19 protein-coding genes are annotated in these 19,120 nt (G+C 69.6%); 12 read left to right on the forward strand and 7 right to left on the reverse strand.

What is annotated here, in order from left to right:
* Positions 1-17 precede the first annotated feature (17 nt).
* Entirely contained in the window at positions 18-479 is a 462-nt protein-coding gene (locus tag CJ301_RS11715) for an Lrp/AsnC family transcriptional regulator (RefSeq protein WP_099277507.1), read from the reverse strand.
* Between the two features lie 141 nt (positions 480-620).
* Here CJ301_RS11715 and CJ301_RS11720 point away from each other — a divergent pair, with 141 nt between their 5' ends.
* The 5 genes from CJ301_RS11720 to CJ301_RS11740 are packed head-to-tail and all read left to right on the forward strand — an operon-like array spanning position 621 to position 4,695.
* Positions 621-920, forward strand: a complete 300-nt coding sequence (locus CJ301_RS11720) for a DUF2849 domain-containing protein (protein ID WP_099277509.1) — start codon at positions 621-623, stop codon at positions 918-920.
* Between the two features lie 2 nt (positions 921-922).
* Positions 923-2,605, forward strand: coding sequence for a nitrite/sulfite reductase (locus CJ301_RS11725; protein WP_099277511.1), 1,683 nt, complete (start codon positions 923-925; stop codon positions 2,603-2,605).
* Positions 2,595-3,344: a phosphoadenylyl-sulfate reductase gene (locus CJ301_RS11730; protein WP_099277513.1), complete on the forward strand. Its 750-nt coding sequence runs from the start codon at positions 2,595-2,597 to the stop codon at positions 3,342-3,344. Before CJ301_RS11725 ends, CJ301_RS11730 begins: the two co-directional genes overlap by 11 nt.
* A 60-nt stretch (positions 3,345-3,404) precedes the next feature.
* The gene (locus CJ301_RS11735) at positions 3,405-3,812 is read left to right on the forward strand and encodes a DUF934 domain-containing protein (RefSeq protein ID WP_099277515.1); all 408 of its coding nucleotides are present in this window, start codon (positions 3,405-3,407) and stop codon (positions 3,810-3,812) included.
* A 52-nt stretch (positions 3,813-3,864) separates the two neighbouring features.
* The gene (locus CJ301_RS11740) at positions 3,865-4,695 is read left to right on the forward strand and encodes a ferredoxin--NADP reductase (RefSeq protein ID WP_099277517.1); all 831 of its coding nucleotides are present in this window, start codon (positions 3,865-3,867) and stop codon (positions 4,693-4,695) included.
* A gap of 111 nt (positions 4,696-4,806) precedes the next feature.
* On the opposite strand, the gene CJ301_RS11745 is transcribed toward CJ301_RS11740, so the two are convergent.
* A complete protein-coding gene (locus CJ301_RS11745) occupies positions 4,807-5,397 on the reverse strand; it encodes a hypothetical protein (RefSeq protein ID WP_099277518.1) in 591 nt (196 codons plus the stop codon).
* Positions 5,398-5,627: 230 nt separating this feature from the next.
* Here CJ301_RS11745 and infC point away from each other — a divergent pair, with 230 nt between their 5' ends.
* Positions 5,628-6,122 (forward strand): translation initiation factor IF-3, encoded by a 495-nt coding sequence (infC, locus tag CJ301_RS11750; protein ID WP_432644200.1) that lies wholly within the window; start codon positions 5,628-5,630, stop codon positions 6,120-6,122.
* 152 nt (positions 6,123-6,274) lie between these two features.
* On the opposite strand, the gene CJ301_RS11755 is transcribed toward infC, so the two are convergent.
* A complete protein-coding gene (locus CJ301_RS11755; RefSeq protein ID WP_099277521.1) occupies positions 6,275-8,458 on the reverse strand; it encodes an OmpA family protein in 2,184 nt (727 codons plus the stop codon).
* A 249-nt stretch (positions 8,459-8,707) separates the two neighbouring features.
* Here CJ301_RS11755 and CJ301_RS11760 point away from each other — a divergent pair, with 249 nt between their 5' ends.
* The 5 genes from CJ301_RS11760 to CJ301_RS11780 all read left to right on the forward strand — a co-directional run bounded on the left by CJ301_RS11760 (position 8,708) and on the right by CJ301_RS11780 (position 13,881).
* Positions 8,708-9,661, forward strand: coding sequence for a hypothetical protein (locus CJ301_RS11760; RefSeq protein ID WP_099277522.1), 954 nt, complete (start codon positions 8,708-8,710; stop codon positions 9,659-9,661).
* Between the two features lie 67 nt (positions 9,662-9,728).
* A complete protein-coding gene (gene pyrC, locus CJ301_RS11765) occupies positions 9,729-10,781 on the forward strand; it encodes a dihydroorotase (RefSeq protein WP_099277523.1) in 1,053 nt (350 codons plus the stop codon).
* 22 nt (positions 10,782-10,803) lie between these two features.
* Positions 10,804-11,478 carry an orotate phosphoribosyltransferase gene (locus tag CJ301_RS11770; protein WP_099277524.1) on the forward strand — a complete coding sequence of 225 codons (675 nt, stop codon included), beginning with the start codon at positions 10,804-10,806 and terminating at the stop codon, positions 11,476-11,478.
* Between the two features lie 211 nt (positions 11,479-11,689).
* Positions 11,690-13,186 (forward strand): replicative DNA helicase, encoded by a 1,497-nt coding sequence (locus CJ301_RS11775; RefSeq protein WP_099277526.1) that lies wholly within the window; start codon positions 11,690-11,692, stop codon positions 13,184-13,186.
* Between the two features lie 152 nt (positions 13,187-13,338).
* Positions 13,339-13,881 (forward strand): L,D-transpeptidase, encoded by a 543-nt coding sequence (locus CJ301_RS11780; protein ID WP_099277527.1) that lies wholly within the window; start codon positions 13,339-13,341, stop codon positions 13,879-13,881.
* Positions 13,882-13,887: 6 nt separating this feature from the next.
* On the opposite strand, the gene CJ301_RS11785 is transcribed toward CJ301_RS11780, so the two are convergent.
* Both CJ301_RS11785 and CJ301_RS11790 read right to left on the reverse strand, forming a co-directional pair.
* A complete protein-coding gene (locus CJ301_RS11785; RefSeq protein WP_099277529.1) occupies positions 13,888-14,838 on the reverse strand; it encodes a siroheme synthase in 951 nt (316 codons plus the stop codon).
* Positions 14,835-15,851, reverse strand: a complete 1,017-nt coding sequence (locus tag CJ301_RS11790; RefSeq protein ID WP_099277530.1) for a glycosyl transferase family protein — start codon at positions 15,849-15,851, stop codon at positions 14,835-14,837. The genes CJ301_RS11785 and CJ301_RS11790 overlap by 4 nt, the downstream gene beginning before the upstream one ends.
* Before the next feature lie 192 nt (positions 15,852-16,043).
* Here CJ301_RS11790 and CJ301_RS11795 point away from each other — a divergent pair, with 192 nt between their 5' ends.
* Entirely contained in the window at positions 16,044-16,598 is a 555-nt protein-coding gene (locus CJ301_RS11795; RefSeq protein WP_173812356.1) for a copper chaperone PCu(A)C, read from the forward strand.
* 25 nt (positions 16,599-16,623) lie between these two features.
* Here CJ301_RS11795 and argE read toward each other — a convergent pair whose 3' ends face one another.
* Positions 16,624-17,748, reverse strand: a complete 1,125-nt coding sequence (argE, locus tag CJ301_RS11800) for an acetylornithine deacetylase (RefSeq protein WP_099277532.1) — start codon at positions 17,746-17,748, stop codon at positions 16,624-16,626.
* On the reverse strand, positions 17,745-18,929 hold the full coding sequence (locus tag CJ301_RS11805; protein ID WP_099277533.1) for a M24 family metallopeptidase: 1,185 nt from the start codon (positions 18,927-18,929) through the stop codon (positions 17,745-17,747). Before CJ301_RS11805 ends, argE begins: the two co-directional genes overlap by 4 nt.
* Positions 18,930-19,120: the final 191 nt, after the last annotated feature.

Genomic DNA, 19,120 nt, shown 5'->3' on the forward strand with positions numbered 1-19,120 from the left:
AGGCTTGTGGCGCTCTTTCAGAGCGGCAGGGCGACGGTCGACTTGATCTCCTCCATCGACAACAGCGCCGTGACGCTTTGCACCCGCACCTCCGCGATCAGCGCCTGGTAGAAGGCGTCATAGGCACGCGCGTTCCTGACCCGCACCTTGAGGATGTAGTCGATATCGCCCGCCAGCCGATGCGCCTCCTGCACCTCGGGCCGGTCGCGCAGCGTGGCGAGAAACCGGGCCTGCCAGTCCGCCTCATGCGCGCTGGTGCGGATCAGCACGAAGAAGCAGGCCTCGAAACCCAGCGCCTCGGCATCGAGCACCACCGTCTGCGGCCCGATGATGCCGCGCTCGCGCATCTTGCGGATCCGGTTCCAGACCGGCGTCTTGGAGGAGCCCACCGATTTGGCGATCTCGTCGAGCGAGCGGCCGGCGTCGCGCTGCAGTTCGATCAGGATCTTCCGGTCGATCTCGTCGGGTTGGAACGACATTCGCGGCCTCTCTTCAATATGGAACGCATGTCCTGCAAATCCCCTAGGGAAGAACACGCATTCCTTATCTGCCCGCAGCGGTGGCCAAAAGCAAGACATCTGTCCTATATCAGTCTCGAACAAGAGGACGGAGACCGTGCCATGCCCCGCAAGTTCACGCCCAAGGTCGTGACCGCCAACCGCCTGCTCGAAGGCGATGCCGTCTGGCTCACCGCCGACGGGCGCTGGACCCCGGACATGCGCGAGGCCGAGCTGCTCGACGAGGAAGCCCATGCCGAGCTGCGGCTGCTGGTCGCGCAAAGCCAGGCCGATCTCGTCGTCGGCCCCTACCTCGCCGATGCCGTCGCGGGCACCGCCGGCCCCGAGCCCACGCATTTCCGCGAGACCTTCCGCACCCGCGGCCCGTCGAACTACGCCCACGGCAAGCAGGTGGAGCTCTGAACATGTATCACTACACCGATTTCGACCGCGCCTTCGTCCAGGAGCGCGTCAACCAGTTCCGCGGCCAGGTGGAGCGCCGCATCGACGGCTCGCTCAAGGAGGAGGAGTTCCGTCCCCTGCGCCTGATGAACGGCCTCTATCTCCAGCTGCACGCCTACATGCTGCGCGTGGCGATCCCTTACGGCACGCTGCGCTCGGACCAGATGCGCACGCTGGCGCTTCTGGCCGAGAAGTGGGATCGCGGCTACGGCCATTTCACCACCCGCCAGAACATCCAGTACAACTGGCCCGCCCTGAGCGACGTGCCGGACATGCTGCAGGCGCTGGCCGATGTCGGCCTGCACGCGATCCAGACCTCCGGCAACACGATCCGCAACGTGACCGCCGACCATTTCGCCGGCGCCGCCGAGGACGAGATCGCCGATCCGCGCCCCGTGGCCGAGCTCTTGCGCCAGTGGTCGACCGACCACCCGGAATTCCAGTTCCTGCCGCGCAAGTTCAAGATCGCCGTCACCGGCGCCGCGCATGACCGCGCGGTGATCCAGGCGCATGACATCGGCATCCAGATCGTCGAGAACGCCAAGGGCGAGATCGGCTACAAGCTGCTGGTCGGCGGCGGCCTCGGGCGCACCCCGATGATCGGCAAGGTGATCGAGGAATTCGTCGCGCAGGAAGACCTGCTGCCCTACTGCGAGGCCATCGTCGCCGCCTACAACCTGCTGGGCCGGCGCGACAACAAGTACAAGGCGCGGATCAAGATCACCGTCTTCGAAAACGGCCTCGACGCGTTCCGCGACGCGGTGAACGAGCAGTTCGCTCGCACCAAGCCCGCCTTCTCGGGCGTGGATGTGAAGCTCTTCGAAGAGATCCGCGCCCAGTTCGCCCCGCCCGCATGGCGCAACGCGCCCGTGGACGCCTATGACGCGACCTACGAGGCCGACCCGCTGTTCCGCAGCTGGGCCGACACCAACCTCACCGCGCACCGGGCCGAGGGCTACGCCATCGTCAGCGTCTCGCTCAAGAAGCCGGGCCAGACGCCGGGCGACGCCACCGCCGCGCAGATGCGCGCGCTGGCCGATCTGGCGCAGGCCTACGGCCATGACGAGCTGCGCATCAGCCACGAGCAGAACGTGATCCTCCCGCATGTCCACAAGTCGGACCTGCCCGCGCTTCACGCCAAGCTGCGCGAGCACGACCTCGCGGCGGCCAATATCGGGCTGGTGTCGGACATCATCGCCTGCCCCGGCATGGATTACTGCGCGCTGGCCACCGCCCGCTCGATCCCCGTGGCGCAACAGATCGCGCTGCGCTTCGAGGAGCTGAAGCTCGAACACGATGTCGGCCCGCTCAAGATCAAGATCTCGGGCTGCATCAACGCCTGCGGCCATCACCATGTCGGCCATATCGGCATCCTCGGCCTCGACCGCGCCGGCGTCGAGAACTACCAGGTGACGCTGGGCGGCTCGGGCGACGAAACGGCGAGCATCGGCGAGCGCGCCGGGCCCGGCTTCTCGGCGGACGAGATCGTGCCCGCGATCGAGCGGCTGGTGCTGGGCTATCTGGAGCTGCGCGACAGCCCCGAGGAAAGCTTCCTCGCCGCCTATCGCCGCCTCGGGCCGGCACCGTTCAAGGCGGTGCTCTACCCCGAGCAGGAAGCGAAGCGGGAGCGGGCAGATGCTGCATGAGACGCCGCATCGCATCGGCGAGACCGTCCGTGACCTGAACGCCCGCTACCGCCATCACGGCGCGACCGCGGTGCTGGAAAAGGCGCTGGCCGAGCACGCGCTCGGCCGGATCGCCATGGTCAGCTCCTTCGGCGCGGAATCGGTGGTGCTGTTGCACCTCGTCTCGGTGATCGACCGCACCACCCCGGTGCTCTTCGTCGACACCGAGATGCTCTTCACCGAGACGCTCGAATACCAGATGGAGCTCTCGGAGCGGCTGAACCTCAAGGATGTGCGCACCGTCAAGGCGCGCCCGCAGGCGCTGGCCGAGCAGGACCCCGAGGGGCTCTTGCACCGCTCGAACCCCGACCTGTGCTGCGCCATCCGCAAGACCGAGCCGCTGCAACGCGCGCTGTCGGGCTTCGACAGCTGGATCACCGGGCGCAAGCGCTACCAGGGCAAGACCCGCGCCGCGCTGGAGTTCTTCGAGAACGAGGACGACCTGCGCATCAAGATCAACCCGCTGGCGCACTGGACCAGCAGCGACCTGCAGGACTATATCACCGAAAACCGCCTGCCGCGGCACCCGCTGGTGGCGCAGGGCTACCCCTCGATCGGCTGCGCGCCCTGCACCAGCAAGGTCGAGGCGGGCGAGGATCCGCGCGCCGGGCGCTGGCGCGACAGCGACAAGGAAGAATGCGGCATCCACTTCGTGAACGGGAAGATGGTGCGCGGCAAACCCGCCGACATCGCCGGTTGACGCCGCCGGATCTGCGTATTTACGGAAAGATGAACAGGGGCGCGGCCCCCAGAGGACGAGATGAGCGTGATCGTGACCGACAAGGGCTTTGGCCCCGATGATTTCGAAGGCGGCTTCGTGCCGCTGGCCGAGGCGGGCTCCGAGGACACTGCGATCGAGATCGCGCCCGTCGACGATCCGCGCGCGCTGGTGGGCCGGCTGGGCGAAATCGCGGCGATCCGCGTGACCTTCCCCGCCTTCTCCGACGGGCGCGGCTTCACCCATGCGCGCGACCTGCGCAGCCTTGGCTTCACCGGGCGGCTGCGCGCGAGCGGCCATGTGATCGCGGATCAATACGCCATGGCCCGGCGTTCGGGTTTCGACGAGGTCGAGATCTCCGACGATCTGGCCGAACGCCAGCCCGAGGACCAATGGCTGGCCCGCGCCGACTGGAAGGCGCATGACTACCAGGCGCGGCTGCGCGGCTGAGCCGCCTTTACCCCGCCCGCCCCCTCCCCTATTCGAGCCGAGCGAGAAAGACATGACCGAGCAAAGCCCAGTGACCCAGACCAACGCCGCCCGCGTGGCCCAATCCCCCGATGCGCAGGTCGTCACCGCCGTGCGTCACTACACCGACAGCCTGTTCTCGTTCCGCGTGACCCGCCCCGCGAGCCTGCGCTTCCGCTCGGGCGAATTCGTGATGATCGGGCTGATGGGCGACAACGGCAAGCCGCTGATGCGCGCCTATTCCATCGCCTCCCCCAACTGGGACGAGGAGCTGGAATTCTACTCGATCAAGGTCGCCGACGGCCCGCTCACCTCCAAGCTCCAGCACATCCAGGAGGGCGATCACATCATCCTGCGCCCCAAGCCCGTGGGCACGCTCGTCCATGACGCGCTGATCCCGGGCAAGCGGCTGTGGCTCTTCTCGACCGGCACCGGCTTCGCGCCCTTCGCCTCGCTGCTGCGCGATCCCGAGACCTTTGAGAAGTTCGAGCAGGTGATCGTTACCCATACCTGCCGCGACGTGGCCGAGCTGACCTATGGCCGCGAGCTGGTGGAGAGCGTCAAGTCAGACGAGATGCTGCGCGAGCTGATCGGCGAGGATAACCTCGACAAGCTGGTCTACTACCCGACCACCACGCGCGAAGAGAGCGCGAAGATGGGCCGGATCACCCACCTGATCGAAAGCGGCGAGGTCTTCTCGGATCTCGGCGTGCCCGCGCTCGACCCCGAGACCGACCGCGCCATGGTCTGCGGCAGCCTCGCCTTCAACCTCGACATCAAGGCACTGCTGGAACAGGCCGGGCTGCGCGAGGGCGCCAATTCCGATCCGGCCGAGTTCGTGATCGAGAAGGCCTTCGTCGGCTGAACCGCCGCCTCACCGCATGAAAAACGCCGCGCGGAGCGATCCGCGCGGCGTTTTCATGTGGCGAGGTCGTTCGGCTGGAGGCGTGGCCCGGTCGCCCGGGCCGCGCTCATGTCACTCGACGCCCAGCTCGGTGCGGAGGTCGTCCAGCAGCGAATCGCGGATCGCAGGGTAGCGGCGCGCGCGCTCCAGCGCGGTGGCCAGCTGCTCGCGACGGTCGCTCTCGAGCGCGCTGTCGGCGATCGCCTGCTGCACCGCCTCGTAGTCGAAGGTCTCGGGCGCGAGCGCCGCGTCGAGAATGGCGAGCCCCTCATTGGTGCCGGCGGCCTCGGTGCCGAGCGCCTCCTCGGCCTCCTGCTCCACCTCTTCGGCGAGGTTCACGTCGTCCATCAGGACCACCGGCTCGGTGCCCTCGGGCGCGGGCACGGTCTCCTGCTCGACCTCTTCGGTCAGCGCCTCGGTATCGGCCGCGCCGCCTTCGGGCGGGGTGATCTCGCCCATCTCGTCGGTGGGTTCGATATCCGCGGCGGGCGCCTCGGCCTCGTCATCGACGATATCGGCGGTGGGAGCTTCGGCCAGCTGGTCGATGCCGCCGTCATCGGTGGCGGAATTCGTCGTCACCTCGGCGTCGTCGCCGCCCCAGATGCTTGTCACCACGACGACCGCGAGCACCGCGGCGACGATGATGCCGACAATCTTCATCATTGTGCTCATCCTTGCTGAAAATCCTGAACCTTTGCCGGCTCACATAGCACGGCCTATGGCAGAAGCCACCGCGGGAGGGAAGCGGGTGGCGCGTATTGGCCTTGTTTTGCGGCTTGAAACGCACTACCGGGGCGACTACCTTTCGCCCTATCCAATCGAACAACCGAAGGACTTGCACCATAGCCCGCAGACCACATAACGCGCCGCCCACGCGCGACACCGGCCCCCGGATCAATGATCGTATTCGCGTGGCCGAAATCCGACTGATCGGACAGAACGGCGAGAACATCGGCGTCGTCAGCCCAGAGCGTGGCCTGACGCTGGCCGAAGAGGCCGGTCTCGACCTCGTCGAGATTTCGCCCAATGCCGTGCCCCCGGTCTGCAAGATCATGGATTTCGGCAAGTTCAAATACGAGACGCAGAAGAAAGAGGCCGAGGCGCGCAAGAACCAGAAGACCTTCGAGATCAAGGAGGTCAAGTTCCGGCCCAACACCGACTCGAACGACTACGGCGTGAAGATGCGCAACGTGCTGCGTTTTCTCGAAGGCGGCGACAAGGTGAAGGTGACGCTGCGCTTCCGGGGCCGCGAGATGGCGCACCAGGAGCTGGGCCGCGAGCTGCTCGAACGCGTGGCAAGCGACGTCTCCGAAATCGGCAAGGTCGAGAACATGCCGAAGATGGAAGGCCGCCAGATGGTCATGATGATCGGCCCGGTCCAGAAGTAACGCCGCGATCCGGCATGAGTGATGCGACAGGCCGCCCCCCCGGGGCGGCCTGATGTCGTTCCGCCCCCCTTGCAATGCGGCAGGGCCGGACGCGAACGGGCCGCCCGAGGGGGGGGGGCGGCCCGTCATCGCTCATGGCTCTTGCAGGGGCCTCACTGCGCCGAGGCGACCTGCTGCAGCAGCGGCGTGATCCGGCGCACCGTGGCGCGGCGGTTCGCCTCGACGCTCTGCTCGGAGTTCACCTTGAGATAGCGCTCGCCGTACCCCTGCACGACGAGGTTCTCGGGCGGGATGTCGAAGGTTTCGGTCAGCGCCAGCGCCACCGTCTCGGCGCGCCGGTCCGACAGGGCGAGATTGTAGGCGTCATCGCCCACCGCGTCGGTATGCCCCTCGATCAGGAACACCTCGCGCGGGTTCTCGGCCAGCCGGTCCTCGATCAGCAGACCGAGATCGACCAGCGCCCCGGCCTGCTCGGGCCGCAGCGCCGCCGAGCCGGTGTCGAAGGTCAGCGTGTCGAGATCGATCGCCGGGACGAGCGCGCGCACCGCCTGGATCTCGCGCACCTGGCGCAGGCTGTAGCTGCGACCGGTGTCGACCGCCTGCTCGGCCCGCAGGGCCGCCAGAAGCGCCTCGCGGTCGGAGGCCGAAACCGTGACCGGCTCGGGCTCCATCTCGCGCAGGCTGCGCACATCGACCGGCTCGGACTGCGCCAGATCGTCGAACAGCTCGACCTCGGTGCCATCGGCGAAGATGCGGCTGCGGCGCAGCACCCGGCCTTCGGCGTTGCGGATGGTCACGACCTGCGTGCCGTCCTCGCGGGTGAGCGTGGAGCGCGTCGAGCCGTCCGAGAAGGTCTCGGTGCGCAGATCGGCACCGGGCTGGCGCAGCAGCGCATCGTCGTCGCGGTAGATCTCGAGCCCGTCATCACCCTCGACCACCACCCGGTCGCCGGTATTGGCGACGACCTCGCGGCCATTGTTGAGCAGCGAACCCACGGTCACCGCGCCGATGCCCAAGAGCAGCGCCTTCTGGAAGTTCGACAGACCGTCATCATCCTCGCCGGCCTCGATCTCGGCCTCGGCGCCGACGGCGGCTTCGAATTCCTCGTCGCTCTGGCGCGAGTTCTCCTCGTCGATCTCGGTCTCGGTCACCTCGCCCGCGGGCTGCGCCTCGGTGCCGCCGGCGGCGGCGACGGTTTCCTGCGGCTCGTTCGCCGTGGGATCGACCTCTTCCTCTTCGGCCCGGGCGCGGCGCTCGGCCCGACGGGCCGCCCGCTTGGCCCGGCGCTCCGCGCGCTCCTCGGCCGTCAGCTTCGGCTGCGCGTCGGTTTCGGCTTCGGCGTCCGTTTCTGCTTCTGCTTCGGCTTCGGCTTCCGCGGTGGCGTTGGCTTCGGCTTCAGCTTCGAGTTCAGCCTGCTTCTCCGCCTTGCGCGCCGCACGGCGCTCGGCCTTGCGGGCCTGCGCTTCCGCGTCGGCCTCTGCCTCCGCTTCGGCAGCGGCTTCCGCTTCCGCGACGGCTTCGATCTCGGCCTGCTTCTCGGCCCGGCGCGCCGCGCGGCGCTCCGCCTTGCGGGCCTCCTCCTCGGCCTGTTCGGCTTCAGCCTCAGCCTCAGCCTCAGCTTCAGCCTCTGCCTCCGCCTCGGCGGCGGCTTCCGCTTCCGCGGCGGCTTCGACCTCGGCCTGCTTCTCAGCCCGGCGAGCCGCGCGGCGCTCGGCCTTGCGGGCCTCCTCATCGGCCTGTTCGGCTTCAGCCTCAGCCTCAGCCTCAGCCTCAGCCTCAGCCTCTGCCTCGGCGGCGGCCTCCACTTCCGCGGCCGCTTCGATCTCCGCCTGCTTCTCGGCCTTGCGAGCCGCGCGGCGCTCGGCCTTGCGGGCCTCTTCATCGACCTGTTCAGCGTCCGCGGTGGCCTGCGCTTCGGCATCCGCCTGCGCCTCGGCTACGTCGCCCTGCTCCTCCGCGGCGGCCTCGGCCTGGCGTTCGGCCCGGCGGGTCGCGCGGCGCTCGGCCTGGCGGGCCGCCTTCAGCGCCTGGCGGATCTCCTTCTTGGTGCCTTCGCCCAGGAGCTCCACCGACAGCCCGTAGGGCGCAAGCAGCGCGTCGTCGAGCTGCGCCTCGGCCGCGAGCGCCTGCAGCGCCTCGATCGGCAGCTCCAGCAGCGGCACGCCCGATTGCGGCTCCTGCTCGCAGGGCGGGGTGGCGCCGTCGATGCAAAACAGCGGGCCGGTGGCGCCGGCCTGCCCCGAAGCGCCCTGCGCCTGGGCGAAAGCCCCCGCATGGGGAAGAAGCAACGACAGGCTGGCCGCCAGTGCCGTGCCGGTTCGATAGGTTCGCGTCATTCGTATCTCCTCTCGGGCCGCGCGGCGTGATCCACAACGACGGCGTCGTGGTGGCAACGCATGCGGCACCTCCTCCAGTTCCCTCCTGCCCCCTGGCTATGCAATAACACCCGCCCGACATGCGGCGACGGAAGGCCCGGGCCGCGACGATAAATGAGCACCCGACTTGCCAACTTCCGCCGTAATCGCGCAAGATTTTGGACAGCCACGGGAGGCCGCATCGCGCCTCCCCAAGCGACGGAGCGACAGATGACCGACACCACGACCGTTCCGGATCTCGACCTGAGTGGCCTGTCCCCGGCGGATTGGCACGCAGGTCTCGACCGGATCGGCGAAGAGCATGGCTATTACGAACGGCTCGGCTCCGATCATGCGGCGCTGTTCATCGATGCGGGGCCGCGGCTGCTGATCACCTTCGAGACGCGCGAGGCGATCCGGCGCAGGCCGCGCGCCCTGCCGCGCGGGCTGGAGGCCTGGGCGCGCAATGGCTGGTCGGTGCTGTCGCTCATCGCCGATGGCGATGGCTGGTTTCGCACGCCGCGCGTCTGGGGCTATGTCGACCGGCTCGTCGACGAAGGCTTCTTCGAGGATTTCGAGCGGGTGCTGTTCTACGGCCACCACGCGGGCGGTTACGCCGCCGCCGCCTATTCGGTCGCCGCCCCCGGCGCGCGGGTGCTGGCGCTGCGCCCCGTGGCCACGCTCGACCCCGAGATCGCGGGATGGGACAGGCGGCACCTGTCGGCGCGGCGGCTCGATTTCACCAGCCGCTACGGCTATGCGCCCGACATGCTCGATGCGGCTTCGCGGGCCGTGGTGCTGCACGACCCGCGCCACGCCGCCGATTCGATCCACGCGGCGCTGTTCCGGCGGCCCAACGTGACGACGCTGCGCGCCGCCCATGCCGGCACCCGGCTCGAACAGATCCTCGACCAGACCGGCGCCATCCCCGAGCTTCTGGAGCTGGCGATGGAAGACCGGCTCGACCGCGCCGCCTTTGCCCGGCTCTGGCGCGCCCGGCACGACAACGCGCTCTACCTGCGTGGCCTCTTGCGTCAGGTCGAATCGCTCGACCGGCCCGACTGGGTGGCGCGGCTGTGCCAGCGCGGCCTGCGGACCAACGAGGCGGCGCATTTCGCCGAGCGGCTGCGCGCCCTGCCCGAAGCCGCCCGGCCACGGCCCGCCGCGGTGTCGCGCGCGGGCTGAGCCCGCCGCGCGCCGCCGGACCCGTGACCTATGGTCAGGCCCCGCGGCGCGGTGTAAGGCAAGGCCCATGAAAGACGCACGCCCCACCTCGATCACCCTTCGCCGCCCCGATGACTGGCATCTGCACCTGCGCGACGGCGCGATGCTCGACGCCGTGGCGCCCGAGAGCGCCCGCCATTTCGGCCGCGCCATCATCATGCCCAACCTCGTGCCGCCCGTCGTCACCGCGGCGCAGGCCGAGGCCTATCGCGGCCGCATCCGCGCCGCCCTGCCCGAAGGCTCGGGCTTCACGCCGCTGATGACGCTCTACCTCACCGAGGAGACCGACCCGGAGGATGTGCGCCGCGCCCATCGCGACGGCATCGCCACGGCGGTGAAGCTCTACCCCGCCGGGGCCACGACCAACTCCGCCTCCGGCGTGCGCGATTTCGACAAGGTGCGCCCGGTGCTCGAAACCATGGCCGAGATCGGCATGCCGCTTTGCGTGCATGGCGAGGTCACCGACGGCGCGATCGACATCTTCGACCGCGAGGCGGCGTTCATCGACCGTGTGCTCAAGCCGATCCGCCGCAAGACGCCGGACCTGCGCATCGTCATGGAGCACGTGACCACGGCGGATGCGGTGGATTACGTGCGCGACAGCCCGCGCAACCTCGCCGCGACGATCACCACGCATCACCTTATCATCAACCGCAACCACATCCTCGCCGGCGGCATCAAGCCCCATTACTACTGCCTGCCCGTGGCCAAGCGCGAGCGGCACCGCGTGGCGCTGGTGCAGGCGGCGGTCTCGGGCGATCCGCGCTTCTTTCTGGGCACCGACAGCGCGCCGCACAGCGATCCGGCCAAGCTGCAGCCCTGCGGCTGCGCCGGCATCTTCACCGCGCCCAACACCATGTCCTGCCTCGCGGAGGTGTTCGAGGCGGCGGGCCGGCTCGGCGCGCTCGAAGCCTTCACCTCGCTCAACGGGCCGCGCTTTTACAAGCTGCCGCCCAACGAGGAGACCATCACCATGGTGAAGGGCGATCCCGTCACCTACCCCGAGCGGATCGAGACCGGCGACGGCCCCGTCACACTGTTCGATCCCGGCTTCGCGCTGCACTGGCGCGTCGAAGACTGACCCTCACGACGAAGAGATACCGATGATTCCCACCGGCTACCCCCCGAAGGACGAGATCGCGCGGCTGACGGCGCGCATGCTGCTGGAGATCGGCGCGGTCCAGTTCAACGCGACCGAGCCCTTCACCCATGCAAGCGGCAAGCAGGCGCCCACTTACGTCGATTGCCGCAAGCTCATCTCCTATCCGCGCATCCGCGCCACGGTGATGGATTTCCTCAGCGTCCAGATCATGCGCGAGGCGGGCTTCGAGGCCTTCGACAACATCGCCGGCGGCGAGACGGCGGGCATCCCCTTTGCCGCCATGGTGGCCGAGCGCATGGCGCTGCCGATGAGCTATGTGCGCAAGAAGCCGAAAGGCTACGGTCGCAACGCCCGGATCGAGGGCGCGATGAGCGAGGGGCAGCGCGCGCTCTTGGTCGAGGATCTGACCACCGATGGCGGCTCCAAGCTCTCCTTCGTCGAGGCGATCCGCGACACCGGCGCGCGCTGCGACTGGACGGCGGTGATCTTCTATTACGGCATCTTCGAGGGCGTGACCGAATCCCTCGCCGAGCATGGCATCGGCCTCATCCACCTGTGCACCTGGTGGGACGTGCTGGCCGAGGCGCGCCGCTCCGAAGCCTTCGACAAGGACACGCTCGACGAGGTCGAACGCTACCTGCGCAACCCCGCGAGCTGGGCCGCGGCGCGTGGCTAGGAAGTGACGGTCGGCTTGGAATAGCCGATCAGACTGCCCCGGCGTAAACCAGATGTTGACCCAAGGGGGCCGCGCGCGCCAATATGTGGCAGGGCGCGGCTTCTCCACCGGTTTTCCACAGCCTTATACAAGTTGCGTCCCCGCCCCATCGCTGTCTATCAGCGTCGATACGCGCCGCGGGCACGGCGTGCGGGGCCATGGGGTAGATGCGATGAACGAGATCACGACATTCCGTCCGGGCGCGCTCGAAGAGGCGAAGCCGGACCAGATGCCGCATTCGATCGAGGCCGAGCAGCAGCTCCTTGGCGCGATCCTGACCAATAACGACGTGTTCGACCGGATCGCGATGATCGTGTCGAAGGATCATTTCTACGATCCGGTCCATGCCCGCATCTTCGACGTCGCGGCCCAGCGCATCGCCAAGAACGCGCTCGCCTCGCCGGTGACGCTCAAGACCTTTCTGGAAGACGACGAAGGGCTCAAGGAGCTGGGCGGCCCCGCCTATCTCGCCCGCCTCGCCGGTGCCGCGATCTCGGGCTTCGCCGCGCGCGACTATGCGCAGATGATCTACGACCTGGCGATCCGCCGCGAGCTGATCGGGCTCGGGCGCGACATCGCCGACCGCGCCGCCAAGGTCGAGGTCTCCTCCGAGCCCAAGGAGCAGATCGTCGAGGCCGAGCAGAAGCTCTACAAGCTCGCCGAGCAGGGCACCTCCGAAAGCGGCTTCCAGTCCTTTCTGCGCGCCGTCACCGACGCGGTGAAGGTCGCCAATGCCGCCTATCAGCGCGACGGCGGCCTCGCGGGCGTCTCCACCGGCCTCGTCGATCTCGACAAGAAGCTCGGCGGCCTGCACCGCTCTGACCTCCTGATCCTCGCCGGGCGTCCCTCGATGGGCAAGACCTCGCTCGCCACCAACATCGCCTTCAACATCGCCAAGGCCTACAAGCGCGGCATCACCCCCGACGGCACCGAGGGCGCGGTCAATGGCGGCGTGGTCGGCTTCTATTCGCTGGAAATGTCGGCCGAGCAGCTCGCCGCGCGTATTCTTTCCGAGGCCTCCGAAGTCCCTTCCGAGCAGATCCGCCGCGGCGACATGACCGAAACCGAGTTCCGCCGCTTCGTCGACGCCGCCAAGCAGCTCGAAAGTTGCCCGCTCTATATCGACGACACCCCCGCCCTGCCGATCTCCCAGCTTGCCGCCCGCGCGCGCCGGCTCAAGCGGACGCATGGGCTCGATGCGCTCTTCGTCGACTACCTGCAGCTGGTGAAGGGCACCGGCAAGGGCGAGAACCGGGTCAACGAGATCTCCGAGATTTCCCAAGGCCTCAAGGCCATCGCCAAGGAGCTCGACATTCCCGTCGTCGCGCTGTCGCAGCTCTCGCGCCAGGTGGAAAGCCGTGACGACAAGCGCCCGCAGCTTTCGGATCTGCGCGAATCCGGCTCGATCGAGCAGGATGCCGACGTGGTGATGTTCGTGTTCCGCGAGGAATACTACAAGGAGCGCGAGAAGCCGGGCGACCACGAGATGGACAAGATGGCGGTCTGGCAGGACGAGATGGAGCGTCTGCACGGCAAGGCCGAGGTGATCATCGGCAAGCAGCGCCACGGCCCGATCGGCTCGGTCGATCTCAGCTTCGAGGGCCGCTTCACCCGCTTTGGCAACCTCATCAAGCCCTGGCAGGACGGCGCCGCCCCGCGCGACTTCTGAGGCGGGGCCCGCGCCGAAACCCCAGTCCGGCAAGGGGCGTCATCGGATAACAGCCCGAGGGTTCTTGACCATCGCGCCCCCCGGCCCTTCCTTGGAGCGAGACCGCGCCCCGATCCCGCCCGGGGCACGGATGCGCGACAAGGAGACCCCGCATGACCCTGACCCGCCGCAGCCTGCTTCTCGCAGCCCTCTCGACGCCGCTGGCGCGTGGCGCGCTGGCGCATGACCGCGCCGCCCTGCGCCCGACCGAGGTCCGCGTTCATCCCGGCCTCGCGCCGGGCGACATCTACGTGATCCCCGAGGATTACCACCTCTACCACATCCGCCGCCCGGGCGTGGCGATGCGCTACGGCGTCGGCGTCGGGCGCGCGGGGCTGGAGTTCAAGGGCGGCGCGGTGATCCAGCGCAAGGCCGAATGGCCCTCCTGGCGGCCCACCGACGACATGATCGCGCGAGAGCCGGAGAAATACGCGCAATACGCCGATGGCGTGCCCGGCGGGCCAAAGAACCCGCTCGGCGCGCGGGCGCTCTACCTCTTTCGCGACGGGCGCGACACCTATTACCGCATCCACGGCACGACCAACCCCGAGACCATCGGCTCGTCGGTGTCGAACGGCTGTATCCGGCTGCGCAACGAGGACGTGATGGCGCTTTACGAGAACGTCGCCATCGGCACCCACGTCACCGTGGTCTGACGCGGCTCAGCCGATGCCGGGCACGTGCTCGATGTCGAGCCCTTGCGCTTCACTCAAGGCCTGCGGCAGCTCGCGCCCCGCGCCGGGGGCGAGCAGCACGACCCGCGCGCCGTCCCGCGCCGCCTCCAGCGCCACCGCGACCGGATCGGGGGCGACGCGGCGCTCGGCGTCGCGGCGGGCCAGTTCGAGGATGCCTGCGGGCAGATCGGGGCCATGTACCACGAGGTCCGCCTCCTGCATCCGGCGCACGCCGCGCAGGCACATGAGGTCGGCCTCGCCCGGCCCCGCGCCGACATAGGCGATCGCGCCCTCGGCCGCGCCCGGCCCCTCCTCCAGCCGCGCCTTCAAGAGCTGCGCGGCGCGGCGCTCGGAGCCCGAGGAATGGGCGCGGCGGACGGGGCCGGAAAACACCCAGACCCAGAAATCGCGCCGCGCGCGGGGGGCGAGCCTTTGCCCCACCGCGCCGCGCATCCGCCCCGCCAGCGCGGCCAGCGCGCCAAGGCGCGGCTCCAGCATCGTCTCCACCGCCGTCTTGATCTGCCGGCCCAGCACCGGGGCGGTGCCTTCCGTGCCGATCGCCACCACCACCGGGTCGCGATCGACGATCGAGGGTGTCAGCGCGTCGCACAGCGCCGGCCGGTCGACCACGTTGACCACCGGCGCGCCCAAGCCCTTGGCCAGCGCGTGCAGCGCCCCGTCGGCCCCGGCCGAGCCGGTGGCGACGAAGGTGATGGCGGCGCGCTCGAACAGGTCGGCGTGAATCTCATGCGCATCGACGAGCCGCAGCCGCCCCTCCTCGGCCAGCGCGCGCAGCTCGTCGTCGAACTCGAAGCCGGCGACGACGATCTCGGCATCGGTGCGGATGGCGAGCCGCGCCTTCTGCGCCGCCTGCTCGCCGCCGCCGAGGATGACGATGCGCCGACCGGTGGTGGCGAGGAACATCGGAAAGGCCTTCATGCCGCGCGCTCCCCGGGCAATGCCGCACGGTCGCGCGCCTGCCACAGCGCCTCGGCCAGCGCCTCGGCGCGGGCGAGGCCGGGCGCGGCGCGCAGGGCGAGAAGCGCCAGCGCGGCGGTGCCGGTGACCAGCGCGGTGGCGAAGGCGTCGTCGCTCTCGCCGGCCCAGAGCCTGCGCAGATCGCCCGCCTGCCCGCCCGGATCGGCCAGCCGCCGCGTCTCGTCGCGCAGCGCCTGCGCGGTCAGGTCGACCTCGGCCCCGTCGAGCAGGCCAAAGAGCTCGATCTCCTTCGACGGGTTGCGCTCGAACTCGCCGCCCGCGCCCTTGAGGATCATCAGGTTGCGCTGACCCATCAGCGCGCCCGTATCGGTCTGCAGCCCCCGGTAGGAGGGGTGGAACACGCCCTGCACCTGCGCGTCCGCGCCAAACGGGTTGGCGACGCGCAGCACCGTGTTGATGCAGGAGCGCAGCCCGAACACCTCGCGCAGGCGGATCAGCCGGTGGCCGCCGGGCGACCAGGCTTCGAGCGGCACATAGGCGATGGAGGCGCTGTCGAGCGCCGCGCCCAGCGCCACGCCGCTTTCGGCCACCGGGATGCCGAGGCCCGGCAGCGCGTCGCGGATCTCGTGGCGATGGGCGTTCCAGCCATGCAGCGCCACCCGGTGCCCCGCCCCCGCCACCAGCTTGGCCGCAAGCAGGAACCACGGCAGGCCGCGGGTGCGCCCGGCGGCATAGGAGGGCCAGTCGAGCGCGGGTGCCGCGCGGCGCCAATCCGCGCCGCTGGCCAGCGCATCGGCGAAACCTGCGATCTCCTCGGCGCTCTCGCCGCGGTAGCGCATCACCATCAGGAGCGCGCCCGCCGCCTCTGGAGCGGCGGTGCCGTCGAGGATCAGCCGCAGCGCCTCCGCCGCCTCCTCGCGCGTGAGGTGGCGGCCCCGGCCCGGCCCGCGCGCCACCGCGCCCACGAAGGGCGCGAGCGCGGTTTCGTCGCGTGGCGGTGCGGATGATGTCATGGTCCCTGCTCCTCTGGCCCGGAGTTCGCTTCAGACTAGGCCGACACAGGCGCAGAGGAAGGGGCCGGGGTCAATGCGTGCAGGCGCGGGATGCGGGCCAAGCTGCGGCGAGCCGTCGCTTTTTGCTTCGCCGCGCCGCTGGTATGAGCAAGGCGCGCGCCGATGCGGCGCACTCGTTTCAAGGATGATACCATGATTTTCCGCCCCCTCGCCCTCATCGCGGCCCTTGGCCTTGCCGGCGCCGCGCAGGCGCATGATTTCGAGGCCGGTGGCCTGACCGTGCTGCACCCCTTTGCCATCGAGACGGCCAGCCGGGCGACCACCGGCGCGGGCTACCTCACGATCCGCAATGACGGCGAGACGGCGGATGCGCTGATCGGCGTCGAGGCCGATTTTCCGAAGGTGAGCCTGCACGAGTCGGTCGAGGCCGATGGCATGATGTCGATGCAGCCGCTGGAGCGCATCGACATCGCCCCGGGCGAGACGGTGTCGCTGGCGCCGGGCCTTGGCGGGCACGTGATGTTCATGGGGCTCGACACCCCCTTCGAGACCGGTGCGCGCTTTCCCGCGACGCTGATCTTCGAAGAGGCCGGCGAGGTCGCGGTCGAATTCGTGGTCGAGCCGCGGCCCGAGGCCGGTGCCGAAGGCGGCATGGGCCACGGCGCGATGGATCACGGCGACATGGATCACGGCGACATGGATCACGGCGAGACGGGCCATGACATGGACGCGCCCGCCACCGAGTGAGGCGCGGCACCGGGTCGTCCGCCCCTCAGGGCCGGGCGGCCAGCGCGCCCAGCATGTCGAGGCAGGCGGCGAGCTGGCTCTCTTCGAGATACTCGTCGGGCCGGTGCGCCTGCGCGATGTCGCCCGGACCGCAGAGCACCGCATCCATGCCGAGCGCCTGCCAGATCCCGGCCTCGGTGCCGAAGGGCACGAGGCCGGGCGTCCCGCCCACCAGCTCCAGCATGAGGTCGCGCGCTTCATTGGCGGCGCGCGGCTCCAGCCCCGCCACCTCGCCGAAGCATTCGGTCTTCATGACAAGCCCCGGATGCGCCGCCATCTCCGTTTCGGCGTGATCGGCCAGCGCCTGTTTCACGTGGCGCGCCTCGGCCTCGGAGACGGGCCGCATCTCCCATTCCACCGCCGCCTGCCCCGCGATCACGTTGCGCGCCACGCCCGCCTCGATCCGGCCCAAACTGACCGTCGCCCATGGCGGATCGAACACGCCTTCGGGCCGCATCGCCTTGAGCTCGCCCGCCAGCGCCTCGAGCCGCAGCGCGAAGCGCGCCGCCGCCCAGCCCGCATTGAGCCCCAGATCGGGGGCCGAGCCGTGGCCATCGCGCCCGGTGAAGCGCGTGGTGTATTCGAAGCAGCCCTTGTGCCCTTCGATCACCCGCATCCGCGTCGGCTCACCGATGATCGCCATGGCCGGGCGCGGCCCCTCGGCGGCCATCGCCCGCGCCAGCGCCTGCGCGCCGAGGCAGCCCACCTCCTCGTCATGGGTGAGCGCGAGATGCACGGGCGCGCCGCGCCGCGCCAGACGCGGCAGCATGGTGACGCAGGCCGCGACGAAGCCCTTCATGTCGCACGCGCCGCGCCCGTGAAGCCGCCCCGCCGCGCGGCGCAGGGTGAACGGGTCCGAGGACCAGCCCTCGCCCGGCGGCACCACGTCGAGATGCCCCGACAGCAGCAGCCCGCCATCGGCCTTTGGCCCGACGCTGGCCAGCAGGTTGGCCTTCTCGCCGCCCATATCGGGCAGGATGCGGACCCGCGCGCCATCGGCGCGCAGGCGGATCGCCAGGAATTCGACCAGATCGCGGTTGCCCCGGTCCGACACGGTGGGATGCGCGATCATGCGCGACAGGAGCGCTATGGTCTCGTCCAGCGCGCTCATGGCTTGACGAAGAGCTTGCGGTCGAGCTCGCACAGCGTCTCGGCCGGGCCTTCCTCGCGGATCAGGATGGTTTCTGTCGTCTCCAGCCCCCAGCCCTCCATCCACAGCCCCGGCATGAAGTGAAAGGTCATGCCCGGCTCCAGCACCGTCAGGTCGCCCTTCCTCAGGCTCGCCGTGCGCTCGCCCCAGTCGGGCGGGTAGCTGAGCCCGACCGGGTAGCCGCAGCGATTGGGGCGATGGATGCCGATCCGCCGGAGCGGCGCGTGCAGCGCGGCGGCGATGTCCTGCGTGGTGTTGCCGGGCCGCGCGGCGGCGAGCCCGGCCTCCAGCCCCTCGGTCAGCGCCTCGGAGGCGCGGGCCATCTCGGCGGGGGGCGGGCCGAGATGCACGGTGCGGCACAAAGGCGCGTGGTAGCGGCGCACGCAGCCCGACAGCTCGAAGAAGGTGGCCTCGCCGCGGCGCATCTCCTCGCCGTTCCAGGTCAGATGCGGCGCGCTGGCATCGGCGCCCGAGGGCATCAGCGGCACGATGGCGGCATAATCGCCCCAGTCGTCGCCCACACCGCGCAGGGCGGCGCGCATCACCTCGCCCACCAGCTCGTTCTTGCGCAGCCCCGGCTCGGCCAGCTCGATCGCCAGATGCGCGATCGTCTCCGAGATCCGCGCCGCTCGGCGCATCATCGCGATCTCGGGCGGCGATTTCACCAGCCTTTGCCAGTTCACCAGCGCCGTCGCATCCACCAGCGTCGCATCGGGCAGCGCCGTTTCCAGCACGGCATGCGCCTTGGCGGAATAGTAGTAGTTGTCCATCTCGACGCCGATCCGGGCGCGCCCCCGCCCCATGCCGATCAGCCGCGCGGCGAGATCCTGCATCGGGTGACGGGTGGAGGACTGCACGTAGCGGTCGTCATAGCCCAGGATGCAGGGCTCTCCCATCCAGACGGTGCGCTGCGCGCCCGCCATGTCCTGCATCCGGCCCCACCAGCAGGGCTCGCCCTCCATCGGCAGGATCACGCCCTGATGCACGTAGAAGGACCAGCCGTCATAGCCGGTGAGCCAGTTCTGGTTCGAAGGGTCGGTGACGAACAGCACGTCGAGACCGGCGCGGGCCATGGCCCGGCGGGTCGCGGCGAGGCGGCGGTCGTATTCGGGGCGGTCGAAGGGGGCGGCATGCGGTCCCATGGGCACTCCTGCTGACATGATGTCAGGCGACAGGCTCGGCGGCGCCCGGTCAATTCCATGCACGCCATTTCGGGGTCCGAAACCGACGCGGTGCAGATGCAAGGCAGCCTGCAACCCCGCCGCGCATCTCGGCGCCGATCCGCCGATCGTGGGGCAAGACGCGGCAATCTTGGCAAGCGGGGCGGCTTGGG

This window comes from Limimaricola cinnabarinus (assembly GCF_002723615.1).
In the GTDB taxonomy this organism is placed as follows: domain Bacteria; phylum Pseudomonadota; class Alphaproteobacteria; order Rhodobacterales; family Rhodobacteraceae; genus Limimaricola; species Limimaricola cinnabarinus_B.